General features: G+C 72.7%; 12 protein-coding genes and 2 pseudogenes. 4 read left to right on the top strand and 10 right to left on the bottom strand.

The window, feature by feature from the left end; all coding sequences use genetic code 11:
* Together pntB and ACIQHQ_RS09470 are read left to right on the top strand one after the other, a co-directional pair.
* Nucleotides 1–1,434 carry a Re/Si-specific NAD(P)(+) transhydrogenase subunit beta gene (gene pntB / locus ACIQHQ_RS09475; RefSeq protein WP_402611176.1) on the top strand — a complete coding sequence of 478 codons (1,434 nt, stop codon included), beginning with the start codon at nucleotides 1–3 and terminating at the stop codon, nucleotides 1,432–1,434.
* Nucleotides 1,435–1,633: 199 nt separating this feature from the next.
* Nucleotides 1,634–1,906, top strand: coding sequence for a hypothetical protein (locus ACIQHQ_RS09470; protein ID WP_402611175.1), 273 nt, complete (start codon nucleotides 1,634–1,636; stop codon nucleotides 1,904–1,906).
* Nucleotides 1,907–2,027: 121 nt separating this feature from the next.
* Here ACIQHQ_RS09470 and argG read toward each other — a convergent pair whose 3' ends face one another.
* The 6 genes and pseudogenes from argG to ACIQHQ_RS09440 all read right to left on the bottom strand — a co-directional run.
* A complete protein-coding gene (argG, locus tag ACIQHQ_RS09465) occupies nucleotides 2,028–3,482 on the bottom strand; it encodes an argininosuccinate synthase (protein WP_402611174.1) in 1,455 nt (484 codons plus the stop codon).
* 73 nt (nucleotides 3,483–3,555) lie between these two features.
* A complete protein-coding gene (meaB, locus tag ACIQHQ_RS09460) occupies nucleotides 3,556–4,548 on the bottom strand; it encodes a methylmalonyl Co-A mutase-associated GTPase MeaB (protein WP_402611173.1) in 993 nt (330 codons plus the stop codon).
* Nucleotides 4,545–6,737, bottom strand: a complete 2,193-nt coding sequence (gene scpA, locus ACIQHQ_RS09455; RefSeq protein WP_402611172.1) for a methylmalonyl-CoA mutase — start codon at nucleotides 6,735–6,737, stop codon at nucleotides 4,545–4,547. Before scpA ends, meaB begins: the two co-directional genes overlap by 4 nt.
* Nucleotides 6,737–8,545: a methylmalonyl-CoA mutase family protein gene (locus ACIQHQ_RS09450; protein WP_402611171.1), complete on the bottom strand. Its 1,809-nt coding sequence runs from the start codon at nucleotides 8,543–8,545 to the stop codon at nucleotides 6,737–6,739. Before ACIQHQ_RS09450 ends, scpA begins: the two co-directional genes overlap by 1 nt.
* 117 nt (nucleotides 8,546–8,662) lie before the next feature.
* The gene (locus tag ACIQHQ_RS09445) at nucleotides 8,663–8,872 is read right to left on the bottom strand and encodes a hypothetical protein (RefSeq protein ID WP_402611652.1); all 210 of its coding nucleotides are present in this window, start codon (nucleotides 8,870–8,872) and stop codon (nucleotides 8,663–8,665) included.
* A gap of 100 nt (nucleotides 8,873–8,972) precedes the next feature.
* Nucleotides 8,973–9,302 (bottom strand): annotated as a pseudogene (locus ACIQHQ_RS09440) (DUF5937 family protein); the annotation flags it as partial.
* Nucleotides 9,303–9,545: 243 nt separating this feature from the next.
* Between ACIQHQ_RS09440 and ACIQHQ_RS09435 the strand changes: the two are divergent.
* A complete protein-coding gene (locus ACIQHQ_RS09435; RefSeq protein WP_402611169.1) occupies nucleotides 9,546–10,037 on the top strand; it encodes an ATP-binding protein in 492 nt (163 codons plus the stop codon).
* Between the two features lie 245 nt (nucleotides 10,038–10,282).
* Here the strand turns inward: ACIQHQ_RS09435 and ACIQHQ_RS09430 are convergent, their stop codons facing one another.
* Nucleotides 10,283–10,852: a cysteine hydrolase family protein gene (locus tag ACIQHQ_RS09430; RefSeq protein ID WP_402611168.1), complete on the bottom strand. Its 570-nt coding sequence runs from the start codon at nucleotides 10,850–10,852 to the stop codon at nucleotides 10,283–10,285.
* Between the two features lie 647 nt (nucleotides 10,853–11,499).
* On the opposite strand from ACIQHQ_RS09430, the gene ACIQHQ_RS09425 reads away from it, so the two are divergent.
* Nucleotides 11,500–12,615 carry a winged helix DNA-binding domain-containing protein gene (locus ACIQHQ_RS09425; protein WP_402611166.1) on the top strand — a complete coding sequence of 372 codons (1,116 nt, stop codon included), beginning with the start codon at nucleotides 11,500–11,502 and terminating at the stop codon, nucleotides 12,613–12,615.
* A gap of 16 nt (nucleotides 12,616–12,631) precedes the next feature.
* Here ACIQHQ_RS09425 and ACIQHQ_RS09420 read toward each other — a convergent pair.
* From ACIQHQ_RS09420 to ACIQHQ_RS09410, 3 genes and pseudogenes are all read right to left on the bottom strand, one after another.
* A pseudogene (locus ACIQHQ_RS09420) lies at nucleotides 12,632–13,255 on the bottom strand (LysE family transporter); the annotation flags it as partial.
* A 175-nt stretch (nucleotides 13,256–13,430) separates the two neighbouring features.
* A complete protein-coding gene (locus ACIQHQ_RS09415) occupies nucleotides 13,431–14,222 on the bottom strand; it encodes a S1 family peptidase (protein WP_402611165.1) in 792 nt (263 codons plus the stop codon).
* A gap of 203 nt (nucleotides 14,223–14,425) precedes the next feature.
* Entirely contained in the window at nucleotides 14,426–17,278 is a 2,853-nt protein-coding gene (locus ACIQHQ_RS09410) for an ATP-binding protein (protein ID WP_402611164.1), read from the bottom strand.
* Nucleotides 17,279–17,407: the final 129 nt, after the last annotated feature.

Raw genomic sequence — 17,407 nt, 5'->3', positions numbered from 1 at the left:
ATGACCACAGACACGGCCGCCCAGGCCGCCTACGTCGTCGCCGCGCTGCTGTTCATCCTCAGCCTCGCCGGCCTCTCCCAGCACAGGACGTCCCGTTCCGGAGTCGTCTGGGGCATCGCGGGCATGGTCGTCGCGCTCGCCGCGACCGTCGGTCTCGCCTCGCGCGACATCACCGCCACCGGGCTGGTGCTGATCGCCGTCGCCACGGCGGCAGGCGCGGGCATCGGCCTGTGGCGGGCCCGGGTCGTCGAGATGACCGGCATGCCGGAGCTGATCGCCATCATGCACAGCCTCGTCGGCCTCGCCGCCACGTTCGTCGGCTGGAACGGCTACCTCGACGTCGACCCCGAGCTGTCCGGCTCGCTGCTGGGCATCCATCACGCCGAGGTGTTCATCGGGGTGTTCATCGGCGCCGTCACCTTCACGGGTTCCGTCGTCGCCTACCTGAAGCTCTCGGCCCGCATCAACTCCCGCCCGCTGACGCTGCCGGGCAAACACGTCCTCAACATCGGCGCGCTCCTCGCGTTCGTGGGGCTCACCGTGGCGTTCGTCGTACGCCCCGGCATCGGCCTGCTCATCGCGGTCACCGTGATCGCGCTCGCACTCGGCGCGCACCTGGTCGCCTCCATCGGCGGCGGTGACATGCCGGTGGTCGTCTCGATGCTGAACAGCTACTCGGGCTGGGCGGCCGCCGCCTCGGGCTTCCTGCTCGCCAACAACCTGCTCATCGTCACCGGCGCGCTGGTCGGCTCCTCCGGTGCCTACCTGTCGTACATCATGTGCAAGGCGATGAACCGCTCCTTCATCTCGGTGATCGCGGGCGGATTCGGCACACCGGCGGCGACCGCCGACGACGGCGAGCAGGGCGAACACCGGGAGATCAACGCCGAGGAGACCGCCGAACTGCTCCGCGACGCCACCTCCGTCATCATCACGCCCGGCTACGGCATGGCCGTCGCCCAGGCCCAGTACCCGGTCGCCGAACTGGCGCGCAAGCTGCGCGAGCGGGGCGTGGAGGTGCGCTTCGGCATCCACCCCGTCGCCGGCCGGCTGCCCGGGCACATGAACGTGCTGCTCGCCGAGGCCAACGTGCCGTACGACATCGTCCTGGAGATGGACGAGATCAACGACGACTTCGCCGCCACCTCGGTCGTCCTGGTCATCGGCGCCAACGACACGGTCAACCCGGCCGCCACCGACAACCCGTCCAGCCCCATCGCCGGCATGCCGGTCCTGCATGTGTGGGAGGCGGCCAACGTGATCGTCTTCAAGCGCTCCATGGCCGCCGGGTACGCGGGCGTGCAGAACCCGCTGTTCTTCCGCGAGAACACGCAGATGCTCTTCGGCGACGCCAAGCAGCGGGTGGAGGACATCCTGCGCGGTCTGGACGCCCTGGACACCCCGGTCCGGGAGATGGCCGGCACGACACGCTGAACGCGCGGTGCCCGCCGGGATCGGCGGGCACCGCGCTGTGCGCGCGACGGTGCAGGCGGTGCGGGTGCGGTCGGCGGGGTATCGGCGCCGGCCGGTGGTGCGGGCACCCTCGGCTCGCCCGGCGGGCACGAGACGACACAGCCGTGCCGCGCCCCGGCCATATGGCGCAGCGCCCACGCCCCGTCAGCTTCGGATGCGCGTGCGCGGTGCTCCCCGCCGCGTTGCCGTCCGTCGGGACCACGTCGCCTGGGACACCGACCTCGTGCGGTACGGCCAGGGTGACGCCCGGGACGCGACGACCGTCTTCGAGTTGAGGGATGTCGACGAGGTGCGTACCGCCCTCGTCCGCGATGCCGACGAGACCCCCTGGGCGAAGGCAGGGGACCACTCAAGCGCCTCCGAACGCGTCGACGCCTGCACTCTGGGCCAACCGCCGGGGCTCGAGGGGTGCCACCGCAGGAGTGCCCGCTGACGGCGCGTCCGCCTTCGACCGGTGGTTCCGGCTCGAGGGCCGCGACGGCGGCCGGCCCGTGCGGAACGCGAGAGGCCGGCCCGACGTCACGTCGGGCCGGCCTCTCGGCGGTGCCGCGGGGTCAGTCCGTGCCCGACTCCATCGCCGCGCGGTCCAGCCACGCGTCCTCCTCCGAGACCGCGCCGCGGGAGGCGATGGCCTCGGCGCCGCCCTCGGGCAGCTCCGGCATGGTGCCGATCAGCCCGGTCGAGGCGGCCTGGGAGGCGCCGATGGTGGGACTGCCGGTGCCGATCAGGCCCATGCCGGCGTACTGCTCCAGCTTGGCGCGCGAGTCGGCGATGTCCAGGTTGCGCATGGTGAGCTGGCCGATCCGGTCCACCGGGCCGAACGCGGAGTCCTCGGTACGCTCCATGGACAGCTTGTCCGGGTGGTAGCTGAACGCCGGGCCGGTGGTGTCGAGGATCGAGTAGTCCTCACCACGCCGCAGTCGCAGCGTCACCTCGCCGGTGACGGCCGCGCCGACCCAGCGCTGCAACGACTCGCGGATCATCAGCGCCTGCGGGTCCAGCCAGCGGCCCTCGTACATCAGCCGGCCGAGGCGCCGGCCCTCGGTGTGGTACTGGGCGACGGTGTCCTCGTTGTGGATGGCGTTGACCAGCCGCTCGTAGGCGGCGTGCAGCAGGGCCATGCCCGGGGCCTCGTAGATGCCGCGGCTCTTGGCCTCGATGATGCGGTTCTCGATCTGGTCGGACATGCCCAGGCCGTGCCGACCACCGATGGCGTTGGCCTCCATCACCAGGTCTACGGGGGAGGCGAACTCCTTGCCGTTGACCGACACCGGGCGGCCCTCGACGAAGCCGATCGTGACGTCCTCGGCGGCGATCTCGACCGACGGGTCCCAGAACTTCACGCCCATGATCGGCTCGACGGTCTCGACGCCGGTGTCCAGGTGCTCCAGGGTCTTGGCCTCGTGGGTGGCGCCCCAGATGTTGGCGTCCGTGGAATACGCCTTCTCCGTGCTGTCCCGGTAGGGCAGGCCGTGGGCGAGCAGCCACTCCGACATTTCCTTGCGGCCGCCGAGCTCGGTCACGAAGGCCGCGTCCAGCCAGGGCTTGTAGATCCTGAGGTGCGGGTTGGCGAGCAGGCCGTAGCGGTAGAACCGCTCGATGTCGTTGCCCTTGAAGGTCGAGCCGTCGCCCCAGATCTGGACGTCGTCCTCCAGCATCGCCCGGACCAGCAGCGTGCCGGTGACGGCGCGGCCCAGCGGGGTGGTGTTGAAGTACGCCCGCCCGCCCGAGCGGATGTGGAACGCGCCGCAGGTCAGCGCGGCCAGGCCCTCCTCGACCAGTGCCGCGCGGCAGTCGACCAGCCGCGCGATCTCGGCCCCGTAGGTCTGGGCACGGCCGGGCACCGAGGCGATGTCGGGCTCGTCGTACTGGCCGATGTCGGCGGTGTAGGTGCACGGGACGGCGCCCTTGTCGCGCATCCACGCGACCGCGACGGAGGTGTCGAGACCGCCCGAGAAGGCGATGCCGACGCGCTCGCCGGCGGGCAGGGAGGTGAGGACCTTGGACATAGAAAGAGTATGTATCACTTTGCATAGCCATGCAAGCTGGGTATGCGGAATCGCCATCCGGCATGCCGCCGCTTCAGGAACCCGCCGGCCCCGGACCCCCGAGCGCGCCGAGGATCCGCTCGGCAGCCAGCGTCGGGGTCAGCTCGCCCTCCCTGACCCGCTGCTCCAGCACCGGCGCCAGAGCCCGTACCGCCGGATCGGCGGTGAGACGGCCGAGGAGTTCGTCGCGGACCATGCTCCAGGTCCAGTCGACCTGCTGATCGCGCCGCTTGGCGGTGAGGCGGCCGGTGGAGTCCAGCAGCGTGCGGTGCTGTTCCAGGCGCTCCCACACGGTGTCCAGGCCGGTCGACTCACGGGCGCTGCAGTGCAGGACCGGGGGCGTCCAGAACGCGTCCTTGCCGTGCATCAGCCGAAGCGCGCCCGCCAGTTCCCGCGCGGCGGCACGGGCGTCGCGCTCGTGCGGGCCGTCCGCCTTGTTGACGGCGATCACGTCGGCCAGCTCCAGGACGCCCTTCTTGATGCCCTGGAGCTGGTCGCCCGTGCGGGCCAGGGTGAGCAGCAGGAAGGAGTCGACCATGTTCGCCACGGCCGTCTCGGACTGGCCCACGCCGACCGTCTCCACCAGGACCACGTCGTAGCCGGCCGCCTCCATCACCACGATCGACTCGCGCGTGGCCTTGGCGACGCCGCCCAGCGTGCCGGCGGTGGGGGAGGGACGCACGAACGCCGCCGGGTCCACCGCGAGGCGCTCCATCCGGGTCTTGTCACCCAGGATGGAGCCGCCCGTACGGCTGGAGGACGGGTCGACGGCCAGGACCGCCACCCGGTGCCCGAGCGAGGTCAGCAGCGTGCCGAACGCGTCGATGAACGTCGACTTGCCCACCCCGGGTACCCCGCTGACCCCGATCCGCCGGGCCCGGCCGCTGTGCGGCAGCAGCGCGGTCAGCAGCTCCTGCGCCGACGCGCGGTGCTGCGGCCGGGTCGACTCGACGAGGGTGATGGCCCGGGCGATGATCGCCCGCTTCCCGTCGAGCACGCCCTTCACATACGCGTCGACATCGATCACAGGTCGTGCCCGAGGTCGTCCGACAACCGCTTCACCAGGTCGTACGCCGCGTCCGGGATCACCGTCCCGGGCGGGAAGACGGCCGCCGCTCCCATCTCCAGCAGCGTCGGCACGTCCTGCGGCGGGATCACACCGCCGACCACGACCATGATGTCCTCACGGCCCTCCTCGGCCAGCGCCTCGCGCAGCGCCGGGACGAGGGTGAGGTGACCGGCCGCCAGCGACGAGACGCCGACGATGTGCACGTCCGCCTCGACGGCCTGCCGGGCCACCTCGGCGGGTGTCTGGAACAGCGGGCCGACGTCCACGTCGAAGCCGAGGTCGGCGAAGGCCGTGGCGATCACCTTCTGGCCGCGGTCGTGGCCGTCCTGGCCCATCTTCGCGACCAGGATGCGCGGGCGGCGCCCCTCGGCCTCCTCGAAGTCGGACACCAGGGTGCGGGTGCGGTCCACGCTCGGGGACTCTCCCGTCTCGTTGCGGTACACGCCGGTGATCGTACGGATCTGGCTCGCGTGCCGGCCGTACACCTTCTCCAGGGCGTCGGAGATCTCCCCGACCGTGGCCTTCGCGCGGGCCGCGTGCACCGCCAGCTCCAGCAGGTTGCCCTCGCCGCCGGCGGCCCGGGTCAGCGCGTCCAGCGCGTCCTGGCAGGCCCGCTCGTCCCGCTCCGCGCGCAGCCGCCGCAGCTTCTCGATCTGCTGTGCCCGCACGGAGGAGTTGTCGACCTTCAGGACGTCGATCTGCTCGTCGGTCTCCACCCGGTACTTGTTGACACCGATGACCGGCTGGCGGCCCGAGTCGATCCGGGCCTGCGTGCGCGCCGCGGCCTCCTCGATGCGCAGTTTGGGGATGCCCGCGTCGATGGCCTTGGCCATGCCGCCCGCGGCCTCGACCTCCTCGATGTGCTGCCAGGCACGCCGGGCCAGGTCGTACGTCAGCTTCTCCACGTAGGCGCTGCCGCCCCACGGGTCGATCACGCGGGTCGTGCCGGACTCCTGCTGGAGCAGCAGCTGCGTGTTGCGTGCGATGCGCGCCGAGAAGTCGGTGGGCAGGGCGAGCGCCTCGTCCAGGGCGTTGGTGTGCAGCGACTGCGTGTGGCCCTGGGTGGCCGCCATGGCCTCGACGCAGGTGCGCGTCACGTTGTTGAAGACGTCCTGGGCGGTGAGCGACCAGCCCGAGGTCTGCGAATGGGTGCGCAAGGACAGCGACTTGGCGTTCTGCGGATCGAACTGCTTCACCAGCTTCGCCCACAGCAGGCGCGCCGCGCGCAGCTTGGCGATCTCCATGAAGAAGTTCATGCCGATCGCCCAGAAGAACGACAGCCGGGGCGCGAACGCGTCCACGTCCAGGCCGGCTTCACGGCCCGCGCGGATGTACTCCACACCGTCCGCGAGCGTGTACGCCAGCTCCAGATCGGCCGTCGCACCCGCCTCCTGGATGTGGTAGCCGGAGATCGAGATGGAGTTGTAGCGCGGCATCCGCTGCGAGGTGAAGGCGAAGATGTCGGAGATGATCCGCATCGACGGCTTCGGCGGGTAGATGTACGTGTTGCGGACCATGAACTCCTTGAGGATGTCGTTCTGGATGGTCCCCGCCAGCTTCTCCGCCGGTACGCCCTGCTCCTCCGCCGCCACGATGTACAGCGCCAGCACCGGCAGCACGGCGCCGTTCATCGTCATCGACACGGTCATCTTGTCCAGCGGAATGCCGTCGAACAGCTGCCGCATGTCGTAGATCGAGTCGATCGCCACGCCCGCCATGCCGACGTCACCCGTCACCCGCGGGTGGTCGCTGTCGTAACCCCGGTGCGTGGGCAGGTCGAAGGCGACCGACAGGCCCTTCTGACCGGCGGCGAGGTTGCGCCGGTAGAACGCGTTGGACTCCTCGGCCGTGGAGAAGCCGGCGTACTGGCGGATCGTCCAGGGCTGGTTGACGTACATCGTCGGGTACGGGCCGCGCAGGTACGGCGCCGCACCCGGGTACGTCTGCAGGAAGTCCAGGCCCTCCAGGTCACGGCCGGTGTAGAGCGGCTTGACGGCGATGCCCTCCGGGGTCTCCCAGAGCAGGTCGTCCCCGCCGGACGCGTTCTTGACCGCCGTGCGCCACTCGTCGGCGCCACCGTCGGGGGCCGGGATGCCCAGCTCGATCCCGGAGAAGTCGGGGACGGACGGGCCGGTAGGGGCGGACATCAGGACACTCCCATGCGGTCGAGGGTCGCGGACAGCACGGCCACGGCGTCGCAGCCCGCGAAGACGTGGTCGTCGACACCGGGGTACTCCCCGGGGCGGCCCGCGAGGAACACATGCCGTGCCCCGGCGGCCTTGAGCTCCTGGACGGCGGCCTCGGCCCGCTCCGCGTACAGCGCGTCGCTGGAGCACAGCACGGCCTCCGTCGCACCGCTCTGCTCGAAGGTGCCCTCCGTGACCGGCTCGATGCCGCCGGCCTGGAAGAGGTTCGAGGCGAAGGTGAGGCGTGCGGTGTGCGCGGCGGCCGGGCCGAGCGCGGCGAGGTAGATCCGGGGCCGGGAGCCGGTCGCGGCGAGGTGGGCGTCGGACCGGGCGCGCAGCGTCTCGTACGCCTCGTCACGGCGTACACGCGGCAGCCCTCCGGAGCGCGGCTCGGGCGCGCTCGCGCGGACGACCGGCTTCTCCGAGAGAAACGGGAACTCGCTGACACCGGTGACGGGTTCGCGTCGTTTGGCCAGCCCGGCCGTGCGAGCCTGCCAGGTCTCGGCGAGATCCCGTCCGACGTCGCCCGACCGCAGGGCGGCCGCCATGCCGCCGAGCCGTTCGACGCGCTGGAAGAACTCCCAGCCGGCGTGGGCGAGTTCGTCGGTGAGCCGCTCCACGTACCAGGAGCCGCCCGCCGGGTCGATGACCCGGGACAGGTGCGACTCCTCGATGAGGATCGTGGAGGTGTTGCGGGCGATCCGCCGCGCGAACGCGTCCGGCAGGCCGAGGGCGTGGTCGAAGGGCAGCACGGTCACCGCGTCGGCACCGCCGGCCCCGGCGGCCAGCGTGGCGATGGTGGTGCGCAGCATGTTCACCCACGGGTCGCGGCGCGTCATCATCACCGGCGAGGTGACGACGTGCTGGAGCTGCGCTCCCGCGCGCGGCGCCCCGCAGACCTCGGCCACCCGGGCCCACAGCCGGCGCGCGGCGCGCAGCTTCGCGATCGTCAGGAACTGGTCGGCGGTCGCGGCGTACCGGAACTCCAGTTGCCCACAGGCCTGTTCGACATCCAGCCCCGCCCCGGTCAGCTCCCGCAGATACGTCACCGCGGTGGCCAGCGAGCAGCCCAGTTCCTGGGCGGCCGAGCCACCGGCCTCGTGATACGGCAGCGCGTCCACGGTCAGAGCCCGCAGCCCCGGGTACTGCCCGGCGCACAGCCGCGCGAGCTCCGCCGCCGGCGCGGCATCGCACTGCTGCCCGGTTCGGGCCTCGTGCCCCAGCGGATCCGCGCCCAGGTTGCCGCGCGCCGCCTCCCGGGCGACGCCCCGCTCCTCGTACACCCGCAGCAACTCCCGCGCGGCGGGCTCGGCATCGCACCCCGCGTCGAGGACCACGGGCGCGAGATCGAGGTACACGCCGTCGAGGACCAGACCGAGGTCCGGCACCGCGATGCCGCCCTCCCCGACCGTCAGCCAGAGGGAGGTGACGCCGTTCTCCAGGTCACCGAGCACCGCGTCCCGGTCGGCCGCGGAGTGCCGTTGCCGTACGTCCCAGCCGCCGACCGTGTTCCCCTCGGCACGGCCACCGCGCACAAAGGGGGCGAAACCGGGGAAACCCGGCTCGGGTGCGGAGTCACGGGCGGTGTAGAGGGGGCGGGTGCGCAACCCGTCCTCCAGCGCGGTGGACAGGGCTTCCTCGGCCTCGGCCCCCTCGACGTCCTTGCCCGATTTGCGCAGCACGCCCGCTACAAGGCGCTGCCACTGCTCATGGGGCACGTCAGGGAACTCGCCGGCCAGTTCAAGCCCGTCGTCAGGCAGGACCGTCATGCTCGGATGCTAGGTCACGGACACGAACGAGCAGCAGAGGGTGCGGCTGTGACCTTGCCCTCGCCCTGACTGTGACCTCGCTCTCCTGGGTCCTCGCGGCCGGGATCGTCGCTCATGCTAGCGACCGATCCGCCCGCGGGTGCGGGCTTCCGCCGGGAGACCGCCGTACCCGGCGCGGGCCGCGGCGGCCCAGCGCGGTACGGCCGCCAGCGGATCGGTGGCGCATGGCGGCGCGGGCACGTCGAGGGTGTTGCGGACGTAACGGCCGTGCCGCCGGAGGGTGAGCGGGCCCGCCCGGCGCAGCAGGTCCGGGTGGCGGGAATCCACCGGAGGTGTGAGTCCCCGGACGTGGGCCGGCTCGCCGGTGGTGCGCGGACCGCGGGGCAGGGTGCGCGGGAGCCCCGGCCGTACCGGATGCGCGAGCGGGGCCCTGCCGCCGGAGGGTGAGCGGGCCCGCCTGGCGCAGCAGGTCGGGGTGGCGGGAATCCGCCGGAGGTGTGAGTCCCCGGACGTGGGCCGGCTCGCCGGTGGTGCGCGGACCGCGGGGGCAGGGTGCGCGGGAGCCCCGGCCGTACCGGATGCGCGAGCGCCTCCAGCGCAGGGTGACCGTGTCCAGCGGCACCGGTCCGACGGGATCCGGCCCGGCCACCGGGTACCGCACCGCCGGCAGCCACCCCGGCGCGTGGACCGCCACCAGGTGCGGGCGGCCGCGGACGCTGGGGATGAAGGTCACCCCGGTGCCGTCGGCGGTGGTCGCCCTGGCACCCACGGCCCGGCCGTCCTCTTCGGCAGCCTCGCCGCCGCGACGCGCCTGTCCGCCTCGGCCGTCGCCACCGGGAAGGACGAGCGGGGAACGCGGCTGGGCGACTGCGGCGCAGAGCACACCGGATCGGCGGGCCGCCGGCAGTATGCGCGGTCCACGCCGGGGTAATCGAGCGACCGAAGGACCCCTGAGCAACACGAACAACAACGAAAGAGCTCCCATATGGTCATCCCGCTTATGAAGCAGGCGGCAGATGAGCCGGGCGCGGACGAGCAGACCCACCTGCGCTGCGGCGCGGTCTGGGCAGAAGGCGCAGCTTGCGCTGTCGAGGCGCGCCGGGCCCTGCGGGCGTTCCTGGCGTACGTACCGTGCACCGGCCGCCCTCCCGTACCGGCCCCGCTGGCGATCGACGCCGAACTGGTCGTCAGTGAACTGGTCACCAACGCGATCCGGCACGCTCCCGGCCCCTGCGGGATGATCCTTCTGCTGTCCGGCGACGGACTGGCCGTCACGGTGTGGGACACCTCGGCGCAGCGGCCGGTGGTCAGACAGCGCGACGGGCAGCGCTTCGGCGGCCACGGGATGCACGTGGTGCACACGGTCAGCGCCGATGTCGCCGTGGCACCCCTCGGCGAGGGCAAGCAGATCACCGCCTACCTGCGCCCGGCGCCGGACGAGGACACCGGCACCGATGCCGCAGCGATGGTCGACGTCGGCCCGGCCGCCTGACGTCTGAGCCGGGACCCGCTCCCGGCGACCGTCACCCCCCGACGAGCAGATGGTCGAGGAGCAGGGCGCAGCGCCTGGGCGATTAGCCGGCGCAGGCCGGCGGCGATCAGCGGTTCCCGCTGCAGGGCACCCGTCTCAGGTGCCGACATGGGCCCACCCCGCAGCGGACCGGGGTCCGGACATGCCACGCCGAGAGCACAGAGGGTCCGTCCCCGACCGGTCCGGACCAGGCGTCGCAGTCGTTCTCACGGGGTGCGGGGCGCGAAGTCGGTCTCCTTCGCCGTGATGATCCGGGCGCCCATGTTGCGCTCCATCATCTCCAGCGCCGCGGAGGCCAGATGGGGGTGGATGGAGGCGACGGCATCCTTCGGTACCGTCACCTCCAGATGACGGATGTGCGCGTCCAGGGCGGAATAGAGGACGCACTGCTCGGTGACCTGCCCGGTCAGGACCACGTGCCCGACGTTCAGGCTCCACAGGAGGTACGACAGGGGCGTCTCGAAGAAGACCGAGTGGCGGGCCTTCATGACGAAGAGCGACTGGTCGTCGGGCCGGATCGGCTCGATCAGGTGGGCGTTCGGCTGGGACAGGGCCGCGTCCAGCAGCTCCCCGTGATGCGAGCGCCACAGTCCGAAGTTGTCGTTCACGTAGATCACGGGAACGTCCGCCCCGCGGGCCCGGCCGAGCAGCTCGGTCAGGACGGGCACGATGTCCTCGGCGGACGGCACGAGGAGTTCGGCGTCCTCGTGGTCGTAGGTATTGATCATGTCGATCACGATCAGAGCCGACCGCGTCGGGTCTGCGCCTCGTTCCATGCCCTCCACCGTCCGTCCGGTGCTGTCACTCATGGGGGGCGGCGCGTTCTGGTCGGGGCGGAAGTCGGAGCATCGGATCTCCCGAGTGGAGCGTGTGGTGCGGGTGCCGGGAACGCACTGCTGAGTACCCGGCGGCGCGGCGGACGTAACAACCTGCCCGGAGGCCGTCGGTCCGTGGTGACGGCGTCGCGCCGCCTCCACTCGGTACCGTTGGCCGCCCCGTGCGGGAAGGCGACGACGTCCGCGCGGCCGGGCGACCAGCGCGGCGTTCACCGTGACGATCTCGGTCAGGGCCCGGCGGAACCTGTCGACGCGCTCGCCGGTGTGGGGGACGTGGTCGGCCACGTCCCGCGGCGAGCGCTGGAGGTCCCGGGCCGGGGCGCGGGCGGCTGCGGCGACGTCGGGCGCGGCGCCAGAGCGACGTGCGGGCGGTGTGGTTCCCCGGCCGCGATGATGCCGCGGGCTGGTCCCCCCGGCGGGGCGGGCGCGTCGCCGGGGCGTTCCGGCTGCCTCACGGCCGGGCGTGCGCAGGCCTGATCGCGCGGCGGAACGTGCAGGACACGGTGCCTACGAGAACCACAACCCTGGCTGCTCGCACCCCACGTCGCGGCCAGAACCTGTCCGCAAGTCCCACTACCGTGCCTTCCATGACGAACACCAAGCGGAGCGTCACCGGATCGGCACCCCTGCTCGGCACGCGTGCCCTCAACCGCGCGACCCTTGACCGGCAGCTGCTCCTGAGCCCCGCCCGGCTCTCCGCCACGGCGGCCGTCGAGCACCTGCTCGGGCTCCAGGCGCAGAACGTCAAGCCGCCGTACTACGCGCTCGCCGCCCGGCTCGACGGATTCACCCCCGAGGCGTTGTCCCGGCCGATGGCGGACCGCGAGGTCGTCCGGATCGTCACCATGCGCTCCACCATCCACACCCACACCGGGGACGACTGCCTCACCCTGCGGCCACTGGTGCAGCCCGCCCGGGACCGGGAGCTGGTCAACTTCCGTGCCGGGCTCAGCGGAGTCGACCTCGACCGGCTCGCCGGGCTCGCCCGCGACCTGGTCGAGACCGAGCCCCGCACCATGAAGCAGCTGCGGGAGGCCCTGCTCCAGGAGTGGCCCGACGCCGATCCACAGGCCCTGGCGGTCGCCGCCCGCTGCCGGCTCCCCCTCGTGCAGGTCACTCCGCGCGGTCTGTGGGAGCGGAGTGGGCAGGTCCGTCTCACCACCGCCGAACACTGGCTCGGGCGGCCCGCGGAACCGGCCCCCACGCCCGACGCGGTCGTCCTGCGCTACCTCGCCGCGTTCGGCCCGGCCTCCGTGAAGGACATGCAGACCTGGGCCGGATTGACCCGACTGCGCGAGGCCTTCGAACGCCTGCGCTCCCGGCTCGTGATCTTCCGGGACGAGAGCGGCGTCGAACTCTTCGACCTGCCGGACGCCCCCCGTCCCGGCCCCGACACCCCCGCACCGCCGCGCTTCCTGCCCGAGTTCGACAATCTGCTGCTCTCGCACGCCGACCGCACCCGCGTCGTCCCGCCCGCATACCGGGGCCGCTCGTGGAAGGGAAACCTGGCCTACCGCACGCTCCTCGTCGACGGCTTCCTCGCGGGGCTGTGGCGGCTGGAGGAGGACGCGCTGGTGATCGAGCCCTTCGGACGCCTCACCCGGGCACACCGGGAGGAGATCACCGCCGAGGGGGAGCGGATGCTGCGCGTCATGCACCCGGGGGCGTCGTACGACATCCGGTTCGGCGTCGTGCGCACCTGACCGGAGCGGCGGCTCGCTCCGCCCGGCCCGTAACCGCTACCGCCACCGCCACCGTCACCGTCACGCCCGGGCCGATCATCGTGCGGCCGCCCGCCCCGCCGATCAGGGACGGACGACGCGCGGACCGGGCGAAAGGGCGCGGGCGGCCGACGCGGCCAGGACCCACAGCGTGTCCGTGACCAGTCCGATCGAGATCGCCACCAGGCCCGACAGGAGCGTCTGCAGGGGCGCGCGGCCCGCCGAGCGGTCCACGAACCGAGGCAGGACGGCGCCGAGGAACACCACGCCCTCGGGGTTGGTGACGCCGACGAGAACCCCGTCCAGGAGCGGTCCGGAGATCGACGCGGGCCGGCGCCACCGGTTGCGTGCCGCTGCGCGACGCCCTCGGACCGCCCGGTGCCGGAAGGCCTGGACGCCCAGGTGCACCGGATACCGCGGCACCCTCGGCCTCACCGTCAGGCACACCGTCACCGACCGCTCGACCAGCGAGCCGACGAACGCGACCGCCACGACCAGCGGACGGGAGCCGGTGATGTTGCCGAGGGCCGTCGCCACGGCGGTGCGGCAGCCGTGCGCGAGGGCCCGGCCGCTGACGACCAGCACGCCGGGGCCCGGGGACCACGATGACCAGCAGCGGCATCACGGCGAAGGCCAGGAGACGGCCGGCGGAGACACGGGCAGCACTCCTCCGCGCGGCCCGTGCAAGCACCGCGACCCGGCCGGGGCCATGGAGAGGGGGCGTTGCGGGCCGCTCGTGGAGGCCCGCAACGCCCCCTGGTCATTCGCCTGAGGGGTACTCAGGAGCTAGTGGCCGGTCACGAGTTGATCTGCGTCGTGACCAGGTTGGAGAAGGTGGTCAGCCGGGTGTAGACACCCGGGTGACCGGCCTGGGCGCAGCCTTCGCCCCAGGAGGTGATGCCTGCCAGGACGCCCCCGATGAGCAGGGGGCCGCCGCTGTCGCCCTGGCAGGTGTCCACGCCGCCGGTGGTCTTTCCGGCGCACACCATGTCGCTCTGCACGAAGTCGGAGCCGTAGGCGCTCGCGCAGCTGGAGTCGGACACGGTCGGTACGGTCGCGGTGCGCAGCTGGTTGGAGGCACTGCCGTTCTCGGAGGTGTCGCCCCACCCGAGGATGCGGGCGGTGGTGCCGGCCGCGTACACCGAGGTCTGGGAGGAGGAGACGTACTTCGCCGTGGTGTACGGCATCGACGTCGACAGCGTCAGTACGGCCACATCGGCGCCCTTGTTGACGCCGGTGTAGCTCGGGTGGATCCATATCCTGCTGACTCTGCCGACCGTGCCGTTGGTGCCGTTGAGGTAGGTGCGGCCACCGACGACGCGCACACTGCCGGTGGTCTCACCGACCATGCAGTGCGCGGCGGTGACGACCTTCGTCGGCGAGACCAGCGTGCCGCCGCAGAACTGGTTCTGCGAGGCGTCGGTGATCTGCATGACGAACGGGTACGCGGAGGTCGTGGTCGTGGTACCGCCGACGATCGGCTGGGGCGCGGCGACGGCCGTGGGGGCGGCGAGCAGCGCGGTCGTGGCGGCGGCAGCGGTCGCCGCGACGACGGCGGCGGCCTTCTTGGCAGCGTTGAGCCCGAACATGGGTCTCCTTGGGGAGTTGCCGGTGGGGGGTCGCGCGGGTGGTGGTGCACGGGGACCCTGACGCCGTTGTTCGGATCTCCGTGTGTCCGGCGAGCGGCACGCCCCCAAGCTAGAGCCCGCACGAGGGGGCTCCCAATGAGGGAACCCCCTAAGGGAGTTGGGCAGGGATAACCCTCGGTCGGACGCCGTAAACCCAGGTGGGGTCAGGTCGTTCGACGGCCCGCGGCCAGCCGGACGATGTCCACGCGGGAGCGTATGCCGAGCTTGCGGTAGACCCGGGTGAGGGTCGCCTCGACGGTCTTGACACTGATGAACAGGCGCGCGGCGATCTCCCGGTTGGTCGCGCCCTCCATCACCAGTGAGGCGACCTGACGCTCCATCGCGGCCAGACCCTCCAGCGCGTCGACGGCGACGGCCGGCGCGGCGGCGGCCGGCTCCACGACCATGGGACCGGCGGTGGCGGCCGCGTCGACCTGCCGCAGCCAGGGCAGCGCACGGCAGCGCCGGAACAGCCGGGCGGCCTCGTCGTACGACGCCGGTCCCGGCAGAGGCCTGCCGCCGGTGCGGGGGGAGGCGGCGGCCTGGGCGCGCAGACGGGCCAGCGCGAAGGCGGCCCGGGCCTCCTCCAGGCCGTACCCGAGCCGGCCGAGCCGGTCCTGCACGGACGTCAGCCGGACGACGGCGGCCTCGTGTTCACCGCGTGCCGCCCGCACCAGCGTCTCGGCCCGGTCGAGGACGGCCAGCACGCTCTGCCGGCCCAGCCGCAGCGCGTGCGCCCGGGTCGTGTCGATGACGTCCTGGGCCTCGCCCGGCTCACCGATGCGGACCAGGGCCTCGGCGAGGTCGCCGTGCCAGCGGCCGCGCCCGGGGTCGTTGATGCCGAGGCCCTGCTCCAGCTCCCGCACCCGGCGCAGCGAACGGACGGCGGCGGCCGGGTCACCGGCCACCAACTGCGCGTAGCCCAGCGCCGCCAGGGCCCGGGACAGGTACATCTGGTCGCCGTCGACCTCGGCGTGGTCCGCCGCCTCCCGGGCGAGGGCCAGGGCCCGGTCGACGTCCCCGGCCGAGGCCTCCGCGAGGGAGGCGAGCATCGCCGAGGCGCCCTCGCCGATGCCGGAGTCCCGTGCCAGCCGCAGACTTTCACGGGCCAGGTCCAGGGCCCGGCCGCAGTGCCCGGAGCGCAGTTCCGTGTCGGCGAGGAAGCGCAGGAAGTGCACCTCGCTCTCGACCATGCCGCGCCGTCGCACCTCGCGCAGCAGCGCGGTGATGGTCGCCCGCGCCTCGGGCAACTGGTCGCTCATGATCAGCCAGCGGAACCGGGCCGATCCGGCGCCGTTGTGGTGGCAGGCCACGTAGGGGTCCTGGGGTTCCTTCAGGGCCCGTTTGACGGTCACGGGGGCGTCCGGGTGCCCCATCAGGGTCTCGGTGGAGGCCTGGAAGGACAGCGCCATCAGCTCGGTGCGCCGGTCGCCGCCCCGGGCGGCGAGCTCCGCCGCGTGCGCGGCCTCCTTGCGGGCCTCGGCGAAGTCGCCCTCCACGACCAGGCCGCGCCAGGCCAGCTGGTAGTGGACCAGGGCGAGAAGGCCCGGGTCGTCGCCCGCGTCGGCCAGGACCTGCGGGAAGACCGCGTCGACATCGCCGAGCGCCTGCCCGGCCGCCTCGATGACCACCATCCAGGCCCGGACGCGCTCGGCCGGCACGGTGGCACGCGTCAGCACGTCACGGGCGATGTCCCGGGCCATATCCGCCTCGCCGGCGGTGATCGCGTCCTCCGCGGCCTGCAGACGCCGCTCGTCGGGGCCCGGGGTGCTGTCCGCCGGGGTGTGCCGGGCCGCGAGCAGCCCGAGCGAGGCGGCGACGGAAGGGGCCCCGCGGTCCCGGGCCAGCGCGCCGGCCTCGGCGAGCCGGGCCGCCACGTCCGGGTCGGTGCCGGTGGTCGCAAGGGCCAGGTGCCGGGCCCGCTCGATCGGGTCGGAGGCGGCCGTGGACAGCGCGGCGTGCACGGCCCGCCGCTCCTGCGCCGGAGCCTCCGCGTACAGCGCGGCCGAGATCAGCGGATGCGCGAACCGCAGGGCCGGCGCCTCGGGGTCCGTGGCCAGCAGGCCCAGCGCCGCCGCCTGGGCCGTCTCGGCCTCGGCGTGCTCCCGCCCGGCCGCGTGCAGCAGCGCCAGTGTGGGACGCGCACCGGCGCTGGCCACGAGGAGGGTGCGGCGGGCCTCGTCGGACAGCATCTCCAGCCGGCTCAGCACCAGGGCCCGCAGCGAGGTGGGCACGGGCAGCGGCTCGCCGGGCCGGGGCCGGGCCGGACTCTCGGCCAGGGCCCGGCCCAGCTCCAGCGCGAAGAGCGGGTTGCCGCCGCTGGTGCGGTGGATGTCACGGATCGTCGAGCGGGACAGGGGCGTGTAGCCGCGGTGGTCGAGCAGCGCCGAGACCTGCGTACGGTTCAGCGGGCCCAGCCGCACGGCGAGCGTGTCGGGCGGAGACGCGGGGAGGTGACGGTCGTACTCCTGGCCCTCGGTCCGCACCGCGCACAGCATCTGCACGGGCGTGCCCCCCAGCCGGCGGGCCGCGAAACCGAGCAGTTCGGCACTGGCGGCATCCAGCCACTGGAGGTCGTCGGCGACCACGAGCACCGGGCCCCCCGCGGCCAGCGCCCGCAGCGCCGACAGCACGGCGAGGCGCAGCGCGAGCCCGTCCCGCTGGAGCGTGGACTCGCCGCGGCCGGTGAGCGCCGACTCCAGGGCGGTGCGCTGGGCGGCGGGCAACGCACCGGAGATGTCGTCCAGGACCAGCCCGAACAGATCGGCCAGAGCGAGGAAGGGCAGATGGGATTCCGACTCGGTCGCCGAGCAGCGCAACACCGTGCGGTCCGGACCAGCGTAATCCGCGGCCAGCGCCCGCAGGACTGTCGACTTTCCAATTCCGGCCGGGCCGTGGAGCAGCACGCTGCCCCCTCGGCCGAGCTGCTCACGCGCCGACGTGAACAGATCCTCCCGGCCGATGAGCAGGTCGGGGCGGCTCCTGGGAGGCTCCTGGAAGTCCCGTCGAACGGTCACCGCTCCCCTCCCTGTGTCGTGTCCTGGCCAATATTAGGCAACGGTTCTTTGAATTTCGGAGGGACGGCGTGGTGAGGGAAATAACAACACATGCCGGCGGACGAATTCATCGGACTCCCGAATGCCGTG

Origin of the sequence: Streptomyces sp. NPDC092370 (assembly GCF_044755265.1) — a bacterium.
Classification (GTDB): Bacteria; Actinomycetota; Actinomycetes; order Streptomycetales; family Streptomycetaceae; genus Streptomyces.
Note: the sequence above shows the minus strand (reverse complement) of the source record. Positions and strands in the feature narration are given on the sequence as shown.